This is a genomic window from Paraburkholderia sp. CI2 (genome assembly GCF_014201055.1).
GTDB lineage: Bacteria > Pseudomonadota > Gammaproteobacteria > Burkholderiales > Burkholderiaceae > Paraburkholderia > Paraburkholderia tuberum.
This window is the reverse complement of the sequence record NZ_JACHDL010000010.1, coordinates 224,151-244,687: the sequence shown is the minus strand read 5'-3', so window position 1 is coordinate 244,687 and position 20,537 is coordinate 224,151. Positions and strand designations below refer to the sequence as shown.

At 63.7% G+C, this 20,537-nt stretch carries 16 protein-coding genes and 2 tRNA genes; 13 read left to right on the top strand and 5 right to left on the bottom strand.

What is annotated here, in order from left to right:
- Window positions 1–129: 129 nt before the first annotated feature.
- Window positions 130–205, bottom strand: a tRNA-Lys gene (locus HDG32_RS16745).
- Between the two features lie 200 nt (window positions 206–405).
- Between HDG32_RS16745 and HDG32_RS16740 the strand changes: the two genes are divergently transcribed.
- Both HDG32_RS16740 and HDG32_RS16735 read left to right on the top strand, forming a co-directional pair.
- The gene (locus tag HDG32_RS16740) at window positions 406–810 is read left to right on the top strand and encodes a PaaI family thioesterase (RefSeq protein WP_018418954.1); all 405 of its coding nucleotides are present in this window, start codon (window positions 406–408) and stop codon (window positions 808–810) included.
- Between the two features lie 75 nt (window positions 811–885).
- Entirely contained in the window at window positions 886–1,764 is an 879-nt protein-coding gene (locus HDG32_RS16735; RefSeq protein WP_184069039.1) for a patatin-like phospholipase family protein, read from the top strand.
- 62 nt (window positions 1,765–1,826) lie between these two features.
- Here HDG32_RS16735 and HDG32_RS16730 read toward each other — a convergent pair whose 3' ends face one another.
- Complete coding sequence (locus HDG32_RS16730) at window positions 1,827–2,840, bottom strand: D-2-hydroxyacid dehydrogenase family protein (protein ID WP_184069036.1); 1,014 nt, start codon at window positions 2,838–2,840, stop codon at window positions 1,827–1,829.
- Between the two features lie 386 nt (window positions 2,841–3,226).
- Between HDG32_RS16730 and HDG32_RS16725 the strand changes: the two genes are divergently transcribed.
- Together HDG32_RS16725 and HDG32_RS16720 are read left to right on the top strand one after the other, a co-directional pair.
- A complete protein-coding gene (locus tag HDG32_RS16725; protein ID WP_184069033.1) occupies window positions 3,227–5,083 on the top strand; it encodes a phosphoenolpyruvate carboxykinase (GTP) in 1,857 nt (618 codons plus the stop codon).
- Window positions 5,084–5,425: 342 nt separating this feature from the next.
- Complete coding sequence (locus tag HDG32_RS16720; RefSeq protein WP_090802249.1) at window positions 5,426–6,532, top strand: LysR family transcriptional regulator; 1,107 nt, start codon at window positions 5,426–5,428, stop codon at window positions 6,530–6,532.
- A 188-nt stretch (window positions 6,533–6,720) separates the two neighbouring features.
- On the opposite strand, the gene HDG32_RS16715 is transcribed toward HDG32_RS16720, so the two are convergent.
- The 3 genes from HDG32_RS16715 to dprA all read right to left on the bottom strand — a co-directional run bounded on the left by HDG32_RS16715 (window position 6,721) and on the right by dprA (window position 11,404).
- Window positions 6,721–9,387 carry a DNA topoisomerase III gene (locus HDG32_RS16715; protein WP_184069030.1) on the bottom strand — a complete coding sequence of 889 codons (2,667 nt, stop codon included), beginning with the start codon at window positions 9,385–9,387 and terminating at the stop codon, window positions 6,721–6,723.
- A 308-nt stretch (window positions 9,388–9,695) separates the two neighbouring features.
- Complete coding sequence (locus HDG32_RS16710) at window positions 9,696–10,073, bottom strand: thioredoxin family protein (protein ID WP_013088044.1); 378 nt, start codon at window positions 10,071–10,073, stop codon at window positions 9,696–9,698.
- A 101-nt stretch (window positions 10,074–10,174) separates the two neighbouring features.
- Complete coding sequence (dprA, locus tag HDG32_RS16705) at window positions 10,175–11,404, bottom strand: DNA-processing protein DprA (RefSeq protein WP_184069027.1); 1,230 nt, start codon at window positions 11,402–11,404, stop codon at window positions 10,175–10,177.
- Between the two features lie 277 nt (window positions 11,405–11,681).
- Between dprA and def the strand changes: the two genes are divergently transcribed.
- From def to HDG32_RS16660, 9 genes are all read left to right on the top strand, one after another.
- The gene (gene def, locus HDG32_RS16700) at window positions 11,682–12,185 is read left to right on the top strand and encodes a peptide deformylase (protein ID WP_184069023.1); all 504 of its coding nucleotides are present in this window, start codon (window positions 11,682–11,684) and stop codon (window positions 12,183–12,185) included.
- Window positions 12,186–12,215: 30 nt separating this feature from the next.
- A complete protein-coding gene (fmt, locus tag HDG32_RS16695) occupies window positions 12,216–13,214 on the top strand; it encodes a methionyl-tRNA formyltransferase (protein WP_184069019.1) in 999 nt (332 codons plus the stop codon).
- A 116-nt stretch (window positions 13,215–13,330) separates the two neighbouring features.
- Window positions 13,331–13,972 (top strand): LysE family translocator, encoded by a 642-nt coding sequence (locus HDG32_RS16690; protein WP_184069065.1) that lies wholly within the window; start codon window positions 13,331–13,333, stop codon window positions 13,970–13,972.
- A 105-nt stretch (window positions 13,973–14,077) separates the two neighbouring features.
- Window positions 14,078–14,935, top strand: coding sequence for a zinc metalloprotease HtpX (gene htpX, locus HDG32_RS16685; protein WP_018418965.1), 858 nt, complete (start codon window positions 14,078–14,080; stop codon window positions 14,933–14,935).
- 199 nt (window positions 14,936–15,134) lie between these two features.
- Window positions 15,135–16,574, top strand: a complete 1,440-nt coding sequence (gene rsmB, locus HDG32_RS16680) for a 16S rRNA (cytosine(967)-C(5))-methyltransferase RsmB (RefSeq protein ID WP_184069016.1) — start codon at window positions 15,135–15,137, stop codon at window positions 16,572–16,574.
- Window positions 16,571–17,170, top strand: a complete 600-nt coding sequence (locus HDG32_RS16675; protein ID WP_090802240.1) for a DUF4390 domain-containing protein — start codon at window positions 16,571–16,573, stop codon at window positions 17,168–17,170. Before rsmB ends, HDG32_RS16675 begins: the two co-directional genes overlap by 4 nt.
- Window positions 17,160–19,586, top strand: coding sequence for a PAS domain-containing sensor histidine kinase (locus HDG32_RS16670; protein ID WP_184069013.1), 2,427 nt, complete (start codon window positions 17,160–17,162; stop codon window positions 19,584–19,586). The genes HDG32_RS16675 and HDG32_RS16670 overlap by 11 nt, the downstream gene beginning before the upstream one ends.
- Window positions 19,587–20,276 (top strand): response regulator transcription factor EsaR, encoded by a 690-nt coding sequence (esaR, locus tag HDG32_RS16665; protein WP_184069010.1) that lies wholly within the window; start codon window positions 19,587–19,589, stop codon window positions 20,274–20,276.
- Between the two features lie 93 nt (window positions 20,277–20,369).
- Window positions 20,370–20,445 (top strand) — tRNA-Phe (locus HDG32_RS16660).
- Window positions 20,446–20,537: the final 92 nt, after the last annotated feature.

Below are 20,537 nucleotides of genomic sequence, written 5' to 3'. Positions count from 1 at the left end.
AGATGGTGTCCATGACGATCTCCCATAAGGAAACAGCCCGATCAGCGTAAGCCGATCGGGCTGTTTCGGTCAGGCTGACCATCTCATTAAAGCCCAGCCGTGTAGGCTGGGCTAAGTGCTTGATATCTTTGGTGGGGCGTGAGTGACTCGAACACTCGACCTACGGATTAAGAGTCCGCTGCTCTACCAACTGAGCTAACGCCCCAACAGAAGCGAAATTATGCAGGATCTTTTTGAGATTGCCAAGCCCTTTTCGCAGTGTTATTAAAAAGACCGCATCGCCCGAACTTGAGCGTTTCCTCGACAAAGCCGCCATCCCGAAAACATCGACGCGTCCAACGCTGCCGGTATCATGTCGCGGACACCTCCCGCACGCAGCATCGCGGCTTTCGCCCGGGGATTCCCATGGATGACAAAGAGATTACCGAGCTGCTCGACCGAGTTCTCGCCCCCTGGGTCCGGGCGCTCACGTTGACGCCGATCAAGGTCGACGAGGAAAGCGCCACGCTGCGTCTGCCGTTCTCTGGCGAGTGGCGACACTCGGGCGGCATGATCAGCGGCCAGGTATTCATGGCGGCCGCGGACACGGCGATGGTCGTCGCCATCACCGCCGCGCTCGGCGGCTTCAAGCCGATGAGCACGGTGTCGCTGAACATCAACTTCATGCGCGCGGTCCGCAAGGGCGATGTGCTGATCAAGGCGCGCGTGCTGCGCATGGGCCGCAATCTCGTGTTTGGCGAAGTCGAACTGTTCGACGAAGGCGGCAACATGGCGGTTCAAGCCACTACGACTTACGCGCTGCTCGAGTGAATGCGCGTCGGACCCGAGGGGGCCGCCAACACAATCTGCGCGCAGCAAGAGCAAAGGAAAGCAAGGAAAAGCAGCATGTTCGATCAGGTCGTATTCGCCGGCGGCGGCAACCGCTGCTGGTGGCAGGCGGGTTTCTGGGACGTCGTGCAGCCGCCGCTCGACATCCGTCCGCGCGTGATCACCGGCATTTCGGCCGGCGCCGCAACCGCGTGCATGATTTACACGCGCGGCGACTCCGACTGGGTTATGCGCTATTACGAAGACGCACTGCGCCACAACACGCGCAACGCCTACTGGGGCAATCTGCTGCGCGGCGAGTCGGTGTTCCCGCATTACCGGATCTACCGTCAGGCGCTGCTCGATATCTATGGCGACAAGTTTTCCAGGCTCGCGCAGGCGCCGGAAATCCGCATCGGCGTGTCGCATCTGCCGCGCTGGCTCGGCGCGAGAAGTGCGGTCGCGGCAGGGCTGGTCGCGTACAACATCGAAAAATACGTGCGCAAGACGCTGCATCCGACGCTCGGTCGGACGCTTGGCTTTCATCCGGAATTCGTGCGCGCGCAGGATTGCGCGAGCGTCGACGAGTTGGCCGACCTGATTCTGCAATCGTCGAGTACACCGCCGTTCACGCCGGTTCTGCGGCGCAACGGCCGGCCGGTGCTGGACGGCGGCATGGTCGACAACGTGCCGGTCGGCGCGCTAGATGCCGACGCGCCGGGCAACGTGCTCGTGATGGTCACGCGTCTTTATCCGCGGCCGCAGATGTTCGTTGTGCCACACGGCGTCCAGCAGCGGCTTTACGTGCAACCGTCGCGCAAGGTGCCGATTTCGAGTTGGGATTACACGAGTCCGTCGCAGATGGTGCACGCCTATAACCTTGGCCGTGCCGACGGTGAGGTCTTCCTTGAACGCATCCCTGCATTGATGGAGGCGGGAGCGCACGAAGCGCGATGAGCGACGCGGCGGGGCGGGCGGGGCGGGCACACATCTGATCCGCCGGCCGCCTCGCCCACCAATCACCGCCGACGCCCGCCCTGCAACGCCTCCGGATTCGCGACACTGGCGGTATCGCCGGCATCGAACGCGAGGATGTTGTTGAACGCCGCCGAAAAATACAGTTCGTAGCTCTCCCGCTCCACGTAGCCGATGTGCGGCGTGCAGATCACGTTCTCCATGCGCAGCAGGCTGTAGCCTTGCAGGATCGGCTCGCTTTCGTAGACGTCGATCGCGACCATCCCCGGACGGTTGTGCGACAGCGCGTTCACCAGCGCACTCTCTTCGAGCAGCTCGGCGCGACTCGTGTTCACGAGCAGCGCGGTCGGTTTCATGCGCATCAAATCGTCCTGCCTGACGATGCCACGCGTGTCGTCGTGCAGACGCAGATGCAGGGACAGCACATCGCTGGTCTCGAACAGTTCCTCGCGACTCGCCGCGACGCTGTAGCCATCGGCGCGAGCGGCTTCGCGCGAGTGCTCACGGCCCCAGATCAGCACGTTCATGCCGAACGCCTTGCCATAGCCAGCGAGGAGTCGGCCGATCTTGCCGTAGCCCCAGATCCCTAGCGTCTGTCCGCGCAGCACTTGCCCCAAACCGAAGTTCGGCGGCAGCGCCGACGTCTTCAGCCCCGACTGCTGCCAGGCGCCCTGTTTAAGGTTTGCCACGTATTGCGGAATACGCCGTTGGGCGGCCATGATGAGTGCCCACGTCAGTTCGGCCGGCGCGACCGGCGAACCGCTGCCCTCGAGCACGGCAATGCCGCGCTCGGTACAGGCCGCTAGATCGATGTGGCTCGACACTTTGCCGGTCTGACTGATCATGCGCAAACGCGGCAGCTTGTCGAGTAGCTGCGACGTGATGCGGGTACGTTCGCGAATCAGAACGAGGGCGTCGACTTCCGCAAGACGGCTCGCAAGTTGTCCGAGACCGCGCACGGTATTGTTGAATACTTTGACTTCCTGGTCGGCCAGCAATTGAAAGCAGTCGAGCTTGCGAACGGCGTCCTGGTAATCGTCGAGGATGGCAATCTTCATGGTATGTAATTTGCGGCGCACCTCGTTGGTGCGAACGGAATGTTATGCTGACTGTCCCACCATGTGACTTAGGTCACACGTTAGTCTGGCTAGATGCCCTACCGTAGAAGCTGTCGCACACAAAAGAACGGCAACGCTACGTGAAGGCGAATTGAGAACGTTTTTAGCAGTTTGTTGCGTGTTGAGGCAAGCCGCTTTACACAAGGTTGCAGAAGCCTTGTAGGAAGCGCGCCTCCGCCTGGCAAGCTGTGTGGCCCAGGACGATCTGCGCAATCATGCGCCGCCAGTGGAAAATTGACACGTCGGCGCGATGAATTCAATGCCTCTCGCATGCAGCGTCCCCGGGCTTGTACCGTTTTTCTATTGCTTCAAACGGAGACAAGTCGATGAATCATCCCTCGTTCGAAGGCCAGCCCACTATCGAGGCGCCCACATGGATCAAACACCGCAAGCTGATCGACTGGGTCCAGCGCATCGCCGCGCTGACCAAGCCTGAAAAAGTGGTCTGGTGCGACGGCTCGCAGGAAGAATATGACCGCCTGTGCGCGCAGATGGTCGAAGCCGGAACGCTGAAGAAACTCAACCCCGCCAAGCGTCCCAATTCCTATCTCGCCTGGTCCGATCCGTCCGACGTCGCGCGCGTCGAGGATCGCACCTTCATCTGCTCGCAGCGCGCAGAGGACGCTGGCCCCACCAACAACTGGATCGCCCCGGCCGAAATGCGCTCGACGCTCGACGGCCTGTTCGATGGCGCGATGCGCGGCCGCACGATGTACGTGGTGCCGTTCTCGATGGGCCCGCTCGGCTCGCCGATCGCGCATATCGGCGTCGAGTTGAGCGACAGCCCGTATGTCGCGACCAATATGCGCATCATGACGCGCATGGGCCGCAAGGTGTATGACGTGCTCGGCGAGGACGGCGAGTTCGTGCCGTGCGTGCATTCGGTCGGCGCGCCGCTCGCGGCGGGTGAGCAGGACGTGTCGTGGCCTTGCAACAAGACCAAGTACATCGTGCATTTCCCCGAATCGCGCGAAATCTGGAGCTTTGGCTCGGGCTATGGCGGCAATGCGCTGCTCGGCAAGAAGTGCTTCGCGCTGCGCATCGCATCGACGATGGGCCGCGACGAGGGCTGGCTCGCCGAACACATGCTGATTCTCGGCGTCACCTCGCCGGACGGGCGCAAGCATCACGTGGCGGCGGCGTTTCCGTCGGCGTGCGGCAAGACCAACTTTGCGATGCTGATCCCGCCGGCGGGCCTGAACGGCTGGAAAATCTCGACGATCGGCGACGACATCGCGTGGATCAAGCCGGGCAAGGACGGCCGCCTGTACGCGATCAATCCGGAAGCCGGCTACTTCGGCGTAGCGCCCGGCACGAGCGAAAAGACCAACTACAATGCGCTCGCCACGTTGAAGGAAAACGTGATCTTCACGAACGTCGCGCTGACCGACGACGGCGACGTCTGGTGGGAAGGCATGACCGACGAGCCGCCGGCGCATCTGATCGACTGGCAGGGCAAGGACTGGACGCCGGCCGAGGCAAAGGAAACCGGCCGCAAGGCGGCGCATCCGAACGCGCGCTTCACGGCGCCGGCTTCGCAGTGCCCGTCGATCGACGCGGACTGGGAAAACCCGGCCGGTGTGGCAATCGACGCATTCATCTTCGGTGGCCGCCGCTCGACCACCGTGCCGCTCGTCACTGAAGCGCGCAACTGGGTCGAGGGCGTCTACATGGCGGCGACGATGGGCTCTGAAACCACCGCCGCGGCGGCTGGACAGCAGGGCGTGGTGCGCCGCGATCCGTTCGCGATGCTGCCGTTCTGCGGCTACAACATGAGCGACTATTTCACTCATTGGCTGAAGACCGGCGAGCGTCTGCACCAGTTGAGCGCGAAGCTGCCGAAAATCTTCTGCGTGAACTGGTTCCGCAAGGGCGCGGACGGCAAGTTCGTGTGGCCTGGCTTCGGCGAGAACATGCGCGTGCTGAGCTGGATGGTCGGCCGCATCGAAGGCACCGCGCAGGGCGAAGAGCATGCGTTCGGCATTTCGCCGCACTATGAGGACATCGACTGGAGCGGGCTGAACTTCAGCCGCGAGCAGTTCGAGCAGGTGATTTCCGTCGATGACGCTGCATGGCGCGACGAGCTCGTGTTGCACACGAAGCTGTTTGACACGCTGCAACACGGTTTGCCGCCGGCACTGACTGAGGCGAAGCGCGCGCTCGAGGAAAAACTCACAGCTTGATTATGTGAGTGCACACTCAGCATAAAAAGCCGCCCTCGGGCGGTTTTTTCGTTGGGCGCCCGGTTTATTTCCGTTTTTTCGAGTTCCGCAACGGCCGAACGACCGTTGCGTCTGTTCGAACAAAAAAGACAGAGCAAGCTGCAGCGCAGCAGATTGTTTTTGATTTGGGAATAATCGCTGGTCGGACCCCGGTTTTATCGACACAGTCGTACCAAAATTGACAATATTTCCTATTTTGCGGGCAACTTCTGCACGATTTTGCGAGTCGTAGGAGAATTCCAAGTTCGCTTCACTGGTTTTCACCAATTGTCAGGAAGCAGTAACAAGGCAGGGAGTTGTCCTATGGATCATTTGCAGTCGATGCGAGTTTTCGTCAAGGTGGCGGATCTCGGCAGTTTTGCCCGCGCCGCGAGCGCCATGGATATTTCCAACGCGGTCGCCACCCGTCACGTTGCCGACCTCGAGGGCCGTCTTGGTACGCGGCTGCTCAATCGCACGACCCGCAGCTTGTCGCTGACCGAATCCGGTCAGGTCTACCTCGAGCGCGCCCGTCAGATTCTCGACGAACTGGAAGACGTCGAACAGATGGTGGTCGCTCGCAATCACGAACCCGTCGGCACGCTACGCATCGTCGCGCCCGTCGTGTTCGGGCTGCATAACCTCGCGCCCGTGCTGCAAACGTACGCGGAGCGCTATCCAAAAGTCATTCCCGACGTCACGCTGGTCGATCGTCAGGTGGACCTCGTCGAGGAGGGCTTCGACGTCGGCGTGGTGATCGCGCGGCAAATGCGCAGCGCGAGTATCGTTACGCGGCGTCTGACCACGGGCTGCATGACCGTCTGCGCGACGCCGGCTTATCTGGAAAAGCATGGCATGCCGACGCGTCCCGAACATCTGCTCGAGCACCCGTGCCTGAGCCTGCCATCCGAATACTGGGGCGATGAACGCGTGTTTACGGGGCCGGAAGGCGAAGTGCGCGTGCGGCCGTCGAACGTGATCGTCGCGAACAACACGGAGATGCTGAGACAGTTTGCGCTGCTCGGCATGGGCACCGCGATTCTGCCGAGCTATCTGATCGGTCGCGACATGACGCGCGGCCGGCTCGTGCGTTTGCTCGGCGATTACCGTTTGCCGCAGGTCGAGATCAATATTGCGTACCCAAGCCGCCGTCACCTGCCGGCCAAGGTGCGCACGTTCATCGACCATCTGGTCGAGCACTTCAACCAGACGCCGAACAGCGTGCTCGGCGAGCAGTGGATCAAGGACGGTCTGGAGCGTCCGGCGACGTCGGCCGCGTTCGAGACTGCCGAGTCGCGCGCACCGGAAGCGTTCGATGGCGCCGAGCCGCTGTCGCGGCTTCTCGATAGCGAGCTGTCGCCGGCCGTGCCGAAGCCGATGACGAAGTCGTCCAATCGCAGTCCACGCCCGACGGCGTTATCGCCGCTGTAAATCTCTGAATGTCGAAGCCCGCAGCGATGCGGGCCGGCATTAAAAAGGCGCAGTCACCTCAAGTGACTGCGCCTTTTTTCATGGACAGATGCGGACTACACCGCGGGCTGTGCACGGATCGCCGACTGCGGTGGCTAATGTAGCTATTCCTGCTGCCACCGCGAGCCGCCGATCCGAATCTCGCCCTACTAGCCGGTTTTTCGCGCCGCGGTCTTTTTCGCCGGTGCCTTTTTGGCCGCCGCGGACTTGGCGGCGGGCGCCTTCTTCGCCGCCACCTTCTTTTCCGCCGGCTCGGCCTTCACGGCCACCGCGGTATCACCTTCGTCCGCTTCCGACATCGCCTTGGTTCCGGAACGAGCACCCGAAGTTTTCGCCGCTGCGGTCTTCGCCGCCGCCGGCTCCTTCTTCTCGAATTCGAAGCCGATCTTGCCGTCGTTCTGCTTGACGAGGAAAGCTTTGAAGTTACGGCCGGTACGCGACGACTTGAAGTTCGTCAGCAGATCGGTGCGACCCTCCTCGAGCAGTTTGGCCATCTGCTCGCGGGCGATTTCCTGCTGCAGGATCACCTTGCCGGAACGGAAGTCGCACGACTTCGGATTCGCCACCGAGTTTTCGCAGACGTAGCTCATGCCATGCTCGAAAACGCGGCCTTGGCACTTCGGACACGCGCCGACCGGCTGCTGATCGGAGAAGTCGGGCGGCTCGCCGTCTTCGCCGGCCGCGTCCTGGCCGAAGTCGAACTCGAGCTTGTAATTCTTGATCTCGTCGTCGAGCGACAGTTTCAGGATCGCCGAGAACGGCCGCCCCATCTTGCTGCGGAAGCCCGACAGCGGCCCGATCGTCTTGTTCTGCAGCAGTTCTTCGACTTCGGCGATCTCGAACTGACGGCCGCCCGGAATCTTCGAGATCGAGAACTCGCACTTCGAGCACGCGAAACGCCGGTAGTTTTCCTTCACCTGGCCACCGCAATTCGGGCAAGGTGTCTGCAATGTCGCGTAATCGCCCGGGATCGTGTCGGAATCGTATTCCTTCGCGCGCTTGACGATAGTCTGCGTCATGCGCGCGATTTCCTGCATGAACGCGTCGCGTGGCAGGTTGCCGCGCTCCATCTGCGACAGCTTGTATTCCCATTCGCCGGTTAGCTCCGGCGCAGTCAGCTCCTTCACGCCGAGGCCGCGCAGCAGCGTCATCAGCTGGAAGGCCTTGGCGGTCGGAATCAGATCACGGCCTTCGCGGATCAGGTACTTTTCGGTGAGCAGACCTTCGATGATCGCCGCGCGCGTTGCCGGCGTGCCGAGCCCCTTGGCCGCCATCGCTTCGCGCAATTCGTCGTCTTCGACCAGTTTTCCCGCACCTTCCATCGCCGACAGCAGCGTCGCTTCGTTGTAGCGCGCTGGTGGCTTCGTGACCAGTTGCTGTGCGGCGATCTTGTCGGTCTTGACCTTTTCGTCTTTCTGCACCGGCACGAGGTTCGCGTCATCGCCGCTGGTTTCGCGGCCGTAGATCTGCAGCCAGCCCGGCTCGACGAGCACCTTGCCTTCGGTCTTGAAGTGATGGCCGACCACCTCGGTGATACGCGTCGTCACACGGTATTCGGCGGCCGGGAAGAACACCGAAAGGAAGCGCTTCACGACAAGGTCGTAGAGCTTCTGCTCCGGCTCGGACAGATTCTTCGGCGCCTGCAGCGTCGGGATGATTGCGAAGTGGTCGCTGATCTTCGAGTTGTCGAAGATGCGCTTGTTCGGCTTCACCCAGCCCTTGTCGAGCACCTGCTTCGCGAACGGCAGGTAGTTGTTGCTCTCCTTGAGCATGCCGAGCGTCTGCTTGACCGTGTCCAGATAGTCTTCCGGCAACGCGCGCGCGTCGGTTCGCGGATAGGTCAGTACCTTGTGCTTTTCGTACAGCGCCTGAGCGAGACCCAGCGTGTTCTTCGCCGAAAAGCCGAAGCGGCCGTTGGCTTCTCGCTGCAGACTGGTCAGGTCGAAGAGCGCGGGCGACAGCTGCGTCGACGGTTTCGACTCCTCGGTCACCGTGCCGAGCTGGCCGCGGCAAGCCGCGACGATCGTCTCTGCCGTGGGCAACGCCCAGAGGCGCGAATCGCGCTTCTCCGGGTCGAACTCGTCGCGCTTGAATTTCGGGTCGAACCAGCGGCCTTCGTAGAAGCCGGCCGCGCAGACGAACTCCGCCTTCACTTCCCAGTAGTCGCGCGGCACGAAGCGTCGAATCTTTTCTTCGCGCTCGACGACGATCGATAGCGTCGGCGTCTGCACGCGCCCGACCGTGGTCAGGAAAAAGCCGCCGCCCTTGCTGTTGAACGCGGTCATCGCGCGCGTGCCGTTGATGCCGACGAGCCAGTCCGCCTCCGAGCGGCAGCGCGCCGCGTCGGCGAGCGGCTGCATCTCTTCGTCGCTGCGCAGACGCGCGAAACCGTCGCGGATCGAGCCGGCCGTCATCGACTGCAGCCACAGCCGTTGCACCGGCTGTTTGGCTTTCGCGTGCTGCGCGATCAGGCGGAAAATCAGTTCGCCCTCGCGCCCCGCGTCGCATGCGTTGATCAGACGGTCGATGTCCTTGCGCTTCATCAGCCTGGTCAGCACCTTCAGGCGCGACTCGCTCTTCGCGATCGGATTCAGATCGAAATGCGGAGGAATGACGGGCAGATTGGCAAAGCTCCACTTGCCGCGCTTGACTTCGTAGTCGTCGGGCGCGGCGATTTCCAGCAGGTGGCCCACTGCCGACGAAAGGACGTAGTCGTCGCTTTCGTAGTACTCGTCATGCTTGGTAAAGCCGCCCAAAGCGCGCGCGATGTCGTTCGCGACAGAAGGCTTTTCGGCGATGATCAGTGCTTTGGACATGACTCGATGTGAGGTTGGTAGATCCGGGTTGGTGGCCTTGAGGGCCAACATGGCGCGCGACGCTCGCTTGAGACCTCTTTCGACCCAATAACGACCGCTTTATAGCACAAGGTGCGAACCCAACGGGTCAAGTGCCATAAAAGCGCGTCATCATAATTGCGCGTCCAGAGGTTGAGCAACTGCGGCAAACGCCGCGTGCGGACAGCGATGCCAGCCGCGATGCTGTCCCAAATGATCGGCGGGGGCCTGTGCCGCAAGCCGCGCGTCGCGAGGCTTTCCGTTTGATCGGGCGGCGCGCGAGGCCGCCTTCAGGCGACCGCCAGCGCCGGCCGCAGCTTTGGCGCACCGGTTACGCCGGGCAGCGCGGTCAGATCCGACAGCATCCGCTCGACGATCGACACCTGTGGCAAAACCGTACCGAAAAACCGTGTCGTCACCGAGTCTTCGATCAGGACGGTCGGGAAATTCTCGACGTCCAGATCGTCGAACCGATCCGCATGAGTTTCGATGTCGATCCATGCGAAACAGACTTCCGGGTGCCGCTCGGCCAGTTGGTTGAAGGCGTCCCGGTACTCGCGACACGTTCCGCACCACTCCGCGCACAGGCATGCAACGAACAGCGTGTCGGGTTCGTTGACGCGCTCGGCGATCCGGTCCTGGTCGGTGTCGAGGTTCAGCGCGGGCATGAAGTGATTTCCTTGTGTGTTTTGTCGGGTGCTTTGGCGCGAATGTAGCATGGCCGGTCGCGAAAAGTTGCCAATCTGCATTGACGCCGGTCAGTCTCGGCTCAGTCATGATGGGCTCGCATGAAGCGGCCGCCGGGCAGCAGCGTGACCTCGCCGGCGAGTTCGAGCCGGAGCAAGGCGGCGTGCAGGGCGGCGTTCTCCATCTCGGTACGGGCGGCGAGAATTTCAAGCGTGGTCGGCGAATGGCCGAGCGCGGCGAGCAGACGCTGTGCGTCAGGGGCGAGCGCCGGCTGCGGGGCCGGCCCGGACGCCGGTGCGTCGGCGAAGGCTGCGGTCGTAGCGGGCAAAGCGGTGCCACCCGACGAAACGTGCAAACCCGCATGCTCCAGCGGCACGGCCCGCTTCGTCGAGCGTCTCGCATCGCCCGCCGGCCGCCGGGCAAAACCGAGCTCCTCCAGCACCTCGTCAGGCGTTTCCACGAGCCGCGCTCCCTGCTTGATCATCCGATGACAGCCGCGCGACAACGGCGCGTAAATCGATCCGGGCAACGCGAACACGTCGCGCCCCATCTCATTGGCAAGCCGCGCGGTAATGAGCGAACCGGAACGCATAGCCGCCTCGACGATCACGACTCCGCTGACCAGCCCAGCGATCAGCCGGTTGCGCTGTGGGAAGTTGGCGGCGCGTGCCGGCGTGCCGAGCGGCCACTCCGAGAGAATCGCACCCTGCGCGGCGATCTGCCGCGCGAGCGCTTGATGCGCGGCGGGATATACGAGGTCCGCGCCGGTGCCTACCACCGCGACCGTTCCGCCGACACCTTCCAACCCGCCCCGATGCGCGGCGCCGTCGATGCCGAGTGCGAGCCCCGATACGACCGTCACGCCCGCCGCCGACAGCTCTCGCGCGAACCGCCGCGCATCCTCGATGCCCTGCGGCGTCGCGCTGCGGCTGCCGACCAGCGCGACCGCGCGCGTATGCAGCAAATCAAGCCGGCCCTTTATATATAGGAGCGGTGGCGGATCGGGGATCGTCAGCAGCGCGGGCGGATAGGCGGGATCGTCGAGCGTGACGATCTGGTTACCCGGCTGCTCGCGCCATGCGAGCACTGCATCGAGCTGGCCGTCGAACGCTGGACCCGGCGGCGCCAGCACCGCGCGCGCTGCGGCGTCACCGGCGACCTCCGCGAGCGTCTCCGGCGACTGCGCCAACAGCGCCTGCGGCAGCCCGAATGCGCCCAGCAACAGGCGCAACGCCGCGGGTTTTAGGCCCGGCGCAAGTGACAACCGCAGCCAGGCGGCAAGTTCGATACGGGTCGCGGGCAAGCTCTGCATGCGGATCGCTCCTCTGGCGGGGCCTGCGGGCAGGCGGGCGCCATGCTAAAATTTTCATCATCCGAAATAAAAACGCGGAAATAAAACGGCAATGAGCCGCGAATAATCGCGGCGCCGCGCTTACCGGCGCGGGTTCGTCGTCGGGCGCACGAGGCGCGTTGAATCGAACCGGTTCGACATCATCTATCCTCTGCGTATTACGACGGGCTCACAACCTGGCCAAATGGCCAACGCGAGCCTCCAACGGTTGGCGGCGTCTCAAATCACACTCGAAATCATGGCTTTACTGAGCATCCTCAATTACCCGGACAAACGGCTGCACAAGGTGGCGAAGCCAGTCCCGGAGGTCAACGACCGTATCCGCCGTCTCGTCGCGGACATGGCCGAAACGATGTACGCGGCGCCCGGCGTCGGCCTCGCTGCCACCCAGGTGGACGTGCACGAACGCGTGATCGTGATCGACGTGTCGGAAACGCACGACGAACTGCTCGCGTTCATCAATCCGGAAATCGTCTGGTCGAGCGATGAGAGGAAGTTGTCGGAAGAGGGCTGCCTGTCGGTGCCCGGGATCTACGACAACGTCGAGCGTGCCGAGAAAGTGCGCGTGCGTGCGCTCAACGAGAAGGGCGAAACGTTCGAGCTCGATTGCGAGGGGCTGCTCGCCGTGTGCATTCAGCACGAAATGGATCACCTGATGGGCCGCGTGTTCGTCGAGTATCTGTCGCCGCTGAAGCAAACGCGCATCAGGAGCAAGATGAAGAAGCTCGCCCACGCGATGTAACGCGCTTTCAACTTGCCTACCGCCCCATTCATGAGTCATTCGTTGCGCGTCATCTTTGCCGGCACACCGGAATTCGCCGCGGCCGCGCTGGCCGCGATTCATGGCGCCGGGTTTGCCGTGCCGCTCGTCTTGACGCAGCCGGACCGGCCGGCGGGTCGCGGCATGAAGCTGCAGGCGAGTCCGGTCAAGCGCTACGCGCAGGAGCACGGCCTCGCGGTTGCGCAGCCCACGTCGCTGCGCCGCGCTGGCAAATATCCACAGGAAGCCGCCGCCGGCATCGAGCAACTGCGCGCGACGCCGCACGATGTGATGGTTGTCGCCGCCTACGGGCTGATCCTGCCCCAGGAAGTGCTCGACATTCCGCGCTTCGGCTGCATCAACATCCACGCGTCGCTGCTGCCACGCTGGCGCGGCGCGGCGCCGATTCATCGCGCGATCGAGGCGGGCGACGCGCAAACCGGCATCACACTGATGCAGATGGATGCTGGACTCGACACCGGCGCGATGATTTCCGAAGTACGCACCCCCATCTCCGCCGACGACACCACCGCCACGCTGCACGACCGCCTCGCCGGGGACGGCGCGCAACTGATCGTCGACGCACTGATCGAGCTCGAGCGCAGCGGCAAGCTGACGTCGATCCCGCAACCGGCCGACGGCGTGACCTACGCCGAGAAAATCGCCAAGCACGAAGCGGCGCTCGACTGGCGCCGGCCGGCCGAGGCGCTTGCGCGTCAGGTGCGCGCGTTCGACCCGTTCCCCGGCGGCGCCGGCACGCTCGACGACGGCAGCACCGTCAAGATCTGGGCCGCCACCGCCGTGGCCCCGCCGGCGTCGGGCAGCAACAAGAAGGCGCCAGGCACCATCGTCGAGGTTGCGCCCGACGGCGTGCTGGTCGCTTGCGGCGAAGGTGCACTGCGTCTGACGCAATTGCAGAAGCCCGGCGGCAAGCGCCTGCCGGTGCGCGAATTCCTTGCTGGCTCGCCGCTCGCCGCAGGCCAGCGCTTCCAGCTTCCCGAGGCGCAATAAGCGCGTCTCGCACGCCGGAGCATCGTCCATTCGGCCGGTGTTCTCCGCGCCCGCCGCGAGCGCGACGCGCGTTAGAATCTTCCATGCAGCAGACCAGGTTTTCGAGGGTGCATCACATGTTCGGCATCGTCCATTTCGAGTTTTTCATCGTCGCGGTTTTTCTCCTGAACATCACGCCGGGGCCGGATACCGCTTATATCGTCGGGCGCAGCGTTGCCCAGGGCCGCGGCGCGGGGCTGATGTCGGCGCTCGGCATTTCGGCGGGCTGCTGCATTCACTCGCTTGCCTGCGCGTTTGGACTGACCGCGCTGCTGGCCGCGTCGGCTACGGCGTTCACCATCGTCAAATTCGTCGGCGCGATTTATCTGATCTATCTGGGGGTGCGCCTGATCTTCACGAAACCGGCCGCGGATGCGCCCGCCGGCGATGCGCGCGCGTCGTCCACGCCGAAGTCGCTGCGGCAGCTGTTCCTGCAAGGCTTCTGGACCAACGTTCTGAACCCGAAAGTCGTGCTGTTCTTCGTGTCGTTCTTCCCGCAATTCGTCACGACGGGCAGCGAACACAAGACCTTCGCGTTTCTCACGCTCGGCGCGGTCTTCGTGCTGATGAGCATGGTCTGGAACAGCTTCGTCGCGTGGATCGCGGGCAGCGTCACGCAGCGTTTCTCGGGCAAACCGGCGGTCAAGCGCTGGCTTGATCGCGGCGTCGGCAGCGCGTTCGTCGGGCTGGGCATCAAACTCGCGAGCGCCTCGCGATGATTGAATTTTCCCGCATCGCCCCTATCTAACATTTCGCTTACAATCTGGCGCCGCAATCGCGCGGCACTGAGATGAAGGCCACGCTCGGGGCAAGGAGTTGCAGACATGTTTAACTGGGTGAAAACCGCGATGTTGATGGCCGCGATTACGGCCCTTTTCATCGTGATCGGCGGGATGATCGGCGGGTCGCGCGGCATGATGGTCGCGCTCGTGATCGCCCTTGGGATGAATTTCTTCTCGTACTGGTTCTCCGACAAGATGGTCCTGCGCATGTACAACGCGCAGGAAGTCGACGAAAACAGCGCGCCGCAGTTCTATCGGATGGTGCGCGATCTCGCCACGCGCGCGAACCTGCCGATGCCGCGCGTCTACCTGATCAACGAAGACGCGCCGAACGCGTTCGCCACCGGCCGCAACCCGGAGCATGCGGCAGTCGCGGCGACCACCGGCATTCTGCGCGTACTGTCCGAGCGCGAAATGCGAGGTGTAATGGCGCACGAACTCGCGCACGTGAAGCATCGCGACATTCTGATCTCGACGATTTCGGCGACCATGGCCGGCGCGATTTCCGCGTTGGCGAACTTCGCGATGTTCTTTGGCGGCCGCGACGAAAACGGCCGTCCCGCCAACCCGATCGCGAGCATCGCGGTTGCGCTGCTCGCGCCGATTGCGGGTGCGTTGATCCAGATGGCGATTTCGCGTGCGCGCGAATTCGAAGCCGACCGGGGCGGCGCGCAGATTTCGGGCGACCCGCAGGCACTGGCGTCGGCGCTCGACAAGATCCATCGCTATGCGAGCGGCATTCCGTTCCCGACGGCCGAGGCGCATCCGGCCACCGCGCAGATGATGATCATGAATCCGCTGTCGGGCGGCGGTATCGCGAGTCTGTTCTCGACGCACCCTGCGACCGAGGAACGCATCGCGCGTTTGATGGAAATGGCGCGCACCGGGCGCTTCGACTGAGGCGCCGCGTCGCTCGGCGCGTCGAGCCTGAAGTACTGAAGAGCGGGCCCGCGAGGCCCGCTTTTTTTCACACCGTTCGTCGCCACTGCGCGACAGCGTCTGCGGCCACCACCCACGCATGGCGGCGCCCCACCGGCGCCACGCTACAATGTGCGCTGATTGCGCCGCGCGCACCGTGCGGCTTGCCCTTGCTCCCTTCATGACTCCAAAGCCTTCTTCGCGTTCTGCTTCCTCGTCGGCGCGTTCGCGCGAATCCCGTTTGTCGACGCTGCAACTGTCGCCCGAATCGCTCGGGTTCGCACTCGATTGCGCGGCCCAGGCCGTCGGCGCCGTGCGTCTCGGCGCGGCCTTGCCCGCGGCGCTGCAAAGCGTTTTCGTGGCGGTGCCCGAGGACAACGCCGCAGCGGCGCGCGGCGCGGTGCAGGATATCGCCTATCGCACGCTGCGCCGTCTCGCGACCGCCGAGTGGCTGATCGCGAAGCTGGTGAAGAAGGCGCCTCCGCCGCACGTCGCGCATGTGCTCGCGTGCGCGCTCGCGCTGCTCGTCGACGACGAAGCGAGCGCCGCCTACACGCCGTTCACGATCGTCGACCAGGCGGTCAGGGTGATTGGCGCGCGTCGCGAGTTCGCGTTCGCGAAGGGGCTCGTCAACGCGGTGCTGCGCAACTTCTTGCGCGAGCGCGACACGTTGCTCGCCTCCGTGCAAGCCGATGGAGTCGCGCGCTGGAACTATCCGGCCTGGTGGATCGACGCGGTGAAGCGCGCATGGCCCGAGGCGTGGCAATCGGTGCTGGCCGCCGGCAACACGCAAGGTCCGCTGACGTTGCGCGTGAACGCGCGCCATTCGACGGTCGACGCCTATCTGCAAGTGCTGCAACGCCAGCAGATCGCCGCAAGCAAGGCTGGCGAGTACGCGGTCACGCTCGCGACGCCAATGCCGGTCGAGCGCATTCCGGGCTTCAGCGATGGTGTCGTGTCCGTACAGGACGCAGGTGCGCAACTCGCCGCGCAATTACTTGGCGTGCGTGACGGCATGCGCGTGCTCGACGCATGCGCGGCCCCTGGCGGCAAGACCGGGCATCTGCTCGAACTCGCCAACATTCAAGTGGTCGCGCTCGAAAGCGATGCGTCTCGCGCGCGCCGCATCGGCGAAAACCTGCGGCGTCTGAAGCTCGAAGCGGAAGTGCGCATCGGCGACGCGGGCAACCCCGCGCAATGGCACGACGACCTCGACCAGCCGTTCGACCGCATCCTCGCCGATGTGCCGTGCTCGGCGTCGGGCATCGTGCGGCGTCATCCGGATATTCGCTGGCTGCGTCGGCAGTCCGATATCGCCGCGCTCGTCGCCGAACAGCGCCGTATTCTCGACGCGCTGTGGCCGCTCGTGAAACCGGGCGGCGAGTTGCTTTACGTTACCTGTTCGATCTTCCCCGAAGAGGGCGAGTTGCAGGCACAGTGGTTTGGAAACCAGCACCAGGATGCGGTACGATTGGACGCGCCGGGGCAGCTTTTACCCTCAGCTGCCCGCGCGCCCGCCGACCCATCGGCCGGTTCTCATGCTGGACGACCCGCTGAATTCAGCGCCGGCACGAACTCAGACCACGACGGATTTTTCTACGCGCGCTTTCAGAAACGGTGACCATAAAACGCTTCTTCCCGCTTCGGCTCGCTGCCGTGCTCTGGATCGCGCTGGCCGTCTGGCTTGCAGCGCCGGGCGCGGCGCACGCTGACTCGATAGCGGTGCAGCGGGCGTCGCTGCAGGCCGACAACGGCGGCTGGAGTCTCGACGCGCATTTCGAATTCGAGCTGAACAGCAATCTCGAAGACGCGGTCAACAAAGGCATTCCGCTTTATTTCACGACCGATTTCGAACTGAGCCGACCGCGCTGGTACTGGTTCGACGAGCAGCCGGTCAGCGTGTCGCAAAGTTTGCGGCTGTCGTTCCAGCCACTCACGCGCGAATATCGCGTGTCGAGCGTGCAGTCGGGCGGCTTGCAGCTGGGCTTTTCCACGCTCAACGATGCGCTCGCGGTGATCAAGCACGTGACGTCGTGGCACGTGATCGACCGCAATCAGGTGCGGGTCGGCGAAACCTATAACGCGTCCGTGCGCATGCAACTCGACATCGGGCTGATGCCCAAGCCGTTCCAGATCGACGCGGTGAACAACCGCGACTGGAACCTCGCCTCCGATTGGAAGCGCTTCACTTTCACGGCCGCCGATCGTGCTAAATAAAGTGCGCTCATCTTCCACCAGTGTCAGCAGCATCGTCGTGCGCGTGCTCGTGTCGACGGTCGCGGTGACGGCCGTGTTGCTGCTCGTGTTGCTGGCCGCCGCCAGCGCGAACACCGAATTCTTCGACCGCTATTACCAGTGGCTGTATGCGGCCAACGTCGCGGTCGCGTTGATCTTTCTGCTGGTGGTGGTGACGCTCGTCGTCATCATCATCGTGCGATTACGCACGGGCAAATTCGGCACACGGCTGCTCGCGAAGCTCGCGTTCTTCATGGCGCTGGTCGGTGTGGTGCCGGGCGGCATCATCTACATCGTGTCGTATCAGTTCGTGTCGCGCAGCATCGAGTCGTGGTTCGACGTGAACGTCGAAACCGCGCTCGCGTCCGGCCTCAACCTCGGGCGTGGCATGCTCGACGCGTCGCTGTCCGATCTGCAGACGAAGGCGCGTCTGATGTCCGAGCAGCTCGCGAGCGCGGATGCGGCTGGCACCACGTTGACGCTGCTGCGTTTGCGCGACCAGTTCGGTGTGCAGGACGCGACGATCGTCGAGCCGACCCGCAGCATGTCTGGCGCGACGCCGGACATGCACGTGGTCGCGCAGGCGTCCGGCAACTACGCGATGCTGCTGCCGAACGATCTGCCGACACCGCTGATGATCGAGCAGGCGCGTGGCCACGGCTATGCGGCGATCGAAGGCGAAGTCGACGGCGATCCGAATGCGCACGGCGGCAAGGGAGCGCTGCGTCTGCGCGTGGTGCAGCGTATTCCCGATGCGAACGCGTCGCTATTGCAGCCCGCCGAGCGCTTCCTGCAACTGACGCAGCCGGTCTCGACGACACTCGCGCGCAATGCCGACTCGGTGCAGCGCGCGTATCGCGAGTATCAGGAGAAGGCGCTCGGCCGCACCGGCTTGCGCAAGATGTACATCGGCACGCTGACCCTGTCGCTGTTTCTCGCGACTTTCATCGCGATGATGCTCGCGCTGGCGCTCGGCAATCAGCTCGCGCGGCCGCTATTCCTGCTCGCGCAGGGCACGAAGGAAATCACCGAGGGGGACTACACGCCAAAGCGCGAGATCAAGTCGCGCGACGAACTCGGTTTCCTCACGCAGTCGTTCAATGCGATGACGCGGCAGTTGTCGGAGGCGCGCGGGGCGGTCGAGAAAAATCGTATCGCGCTCGAGCATTCGAAGGCGTATCTAGAGAGCATCCTCGCGAACCTGACCGCGGGTGTGTTCGTGTTCGACCGGCAATTCCGGCTGACCACCGCGAATCGAGGCGCCGAGCGGATTTTCCGTCAGCCGTTCCAGACGGTGCTCGGCTCGTCGCTCGATCAGATCGGCGTGCTCGGCGAATTCGGCGCGATGGTGCGCAAGGCATTCGCCGATCGCGAAGCGGCGAGTGAAGACGGCCATGACGACAACGGCCATTGGCAGCAGCAGTTCTCGGTGCCGGTGCCCGGCGAAACCGAGCCGCTCACGCTGCTCGTGCGCGGCGCGCGCCTCCTCGCGGCGAACGAGCGCGACGCTGAAGACAGGCAGACCGCGGGCTACGTGATCGTGTTCGACGACATCTCCGACGTGATCTCCGCGCAGCGTTCGATCGCATGGGGCGAAGTCGCGCGGCGCCTCGCGCACGAGATCAAGAATCCGCTCACGCCGATTCAACTGTCGGCCGAACGATTGCAGATGAAGCTCGCCGACAAGCTCGCGCCGTCGGATGCGGACGTGCTGAAGCGCGGCGCGACGACGATCGTCAATCAGGTCGCCGCGATGAAGCAGATGGTCGACGATTTCCGCGACTACGCACGCACACCGCCCGCGGTACTCGCGCATCTGCAATTGAATGGTCTGGTCAGCGAGGTGCTCACGCTGTACGGTATCGAAGAAGGCAAGGGCGCGATCCAGGTCGAGCTGGCGGCCTTGCCCGCGATACGCGGCGACGCGACGCAGTTGCGTCAGGTGATCCACAACCTGCTGCAGAACGCGCAGGACGCGGTCGCCGAAGTCGCGCATCCGCGTGTTTTGCTCGAGACGAGGACAGTAGAATACGGAGACCCCGACGCGCAAGGCAAGGCACGCGTCGCGGTCCGTCTGACAGTGTCGGACAACGGACCAGGCTTCCCCGCGCGTATCCTCACGCGCGCGTTCGAGCCGTACGTGACGACCAAGGCCAAGGGTACGGGTCTGGGACTTGCGATGGTCAAGAAGATCGTCGACGAACATGGCGCGCGCATCGACATTCGCAATCGCATGAAGGCCGGCGACGTGATCGAAGGCGCGCAGATTTCGATTCTCTTCCTTCAACTGGCGGACGACCCCGCGCAGCCGGGTGCACCTGGTTTGGGTGCCCATCCGGCGCACGGCGGCGCGTCGCAGGGAACGACAAAAGCAACAGTGCAGACAAGGGCAGCGTAAATGGCAACCATCCTGGTGGTAGATGATGAAATGGGCATCCGGGAACTGCTCTCGGAGATCCTCAGCGACGAGGGACACGTCGTGGAGGCCGCTGAAAACGCGCAGGAGGCGCGCGAGTTCCGTCTGCGTCAGGCGCCGGACCTCGTGCTGCTCGACATCTGGATGCCGGACACCGACGGCGTGACGCTGCTCAAGGAATGGGCCGCGCAAGGTCAATTGACGATGCCCGTGATCATGATGTCCGGTCACGCGACGATCGACACCGCGGTCGAGGCCACCAAGATCGGCGCGCTCAACTTCCTCGAAAAGCCGATCGCGTTGCAGAAGCTACTAAAGGCGGTCGAGCAGGGACTCGCGCGTGGTAACGCGGCGGCCGTGCCTGGCGGCGTGGCTGCGAAGCCGGCGTTGCCGGTCAGCGCATCGTCAGTCGCGTCGGCGGCCGCGTTGCCGATACTGTCGTCCGATGGCGTCGGCGGCGGCGCGCTCGCCGCGCAAACCGCGTCGATCTCGTTCGACATTCCGCTGCGCGATGCGCGCGATGCGTTCGAGCGCGCGTACTTCGAATATCACCTCGCGCGCGAGAACGGCAGCATGACGCGTGTCGCGGAGAAGACCGGTCTCGAGCGCACGCATCTTTATCGCAAGCTGAAGCAACTCGGCGTCGATCTCGGCAAGAACAAAGGGGAGTGAGCGCCACGTGTTGCATGCGAACGCGGCCCGGCAAATTATTTATGAAGGGGCTTGCTGAACTGCGGATCGCTTGATATAGTTTCGTTCTTCGTTGGCCCGGTAGCTCAGTTGGTAGAGCAGCGGATTGAAAATCCGCGTGTCGGTGGTTCGATTCCGCCCCAGGCCACCAGGATTCAGCCCCAGGAAATCGCAAGATTCCCTGGGGCTTTTCCGTTTGGCGGACAAGTCGTCACTTCGGCTTGCCATGCAGTTGAAGCCGCG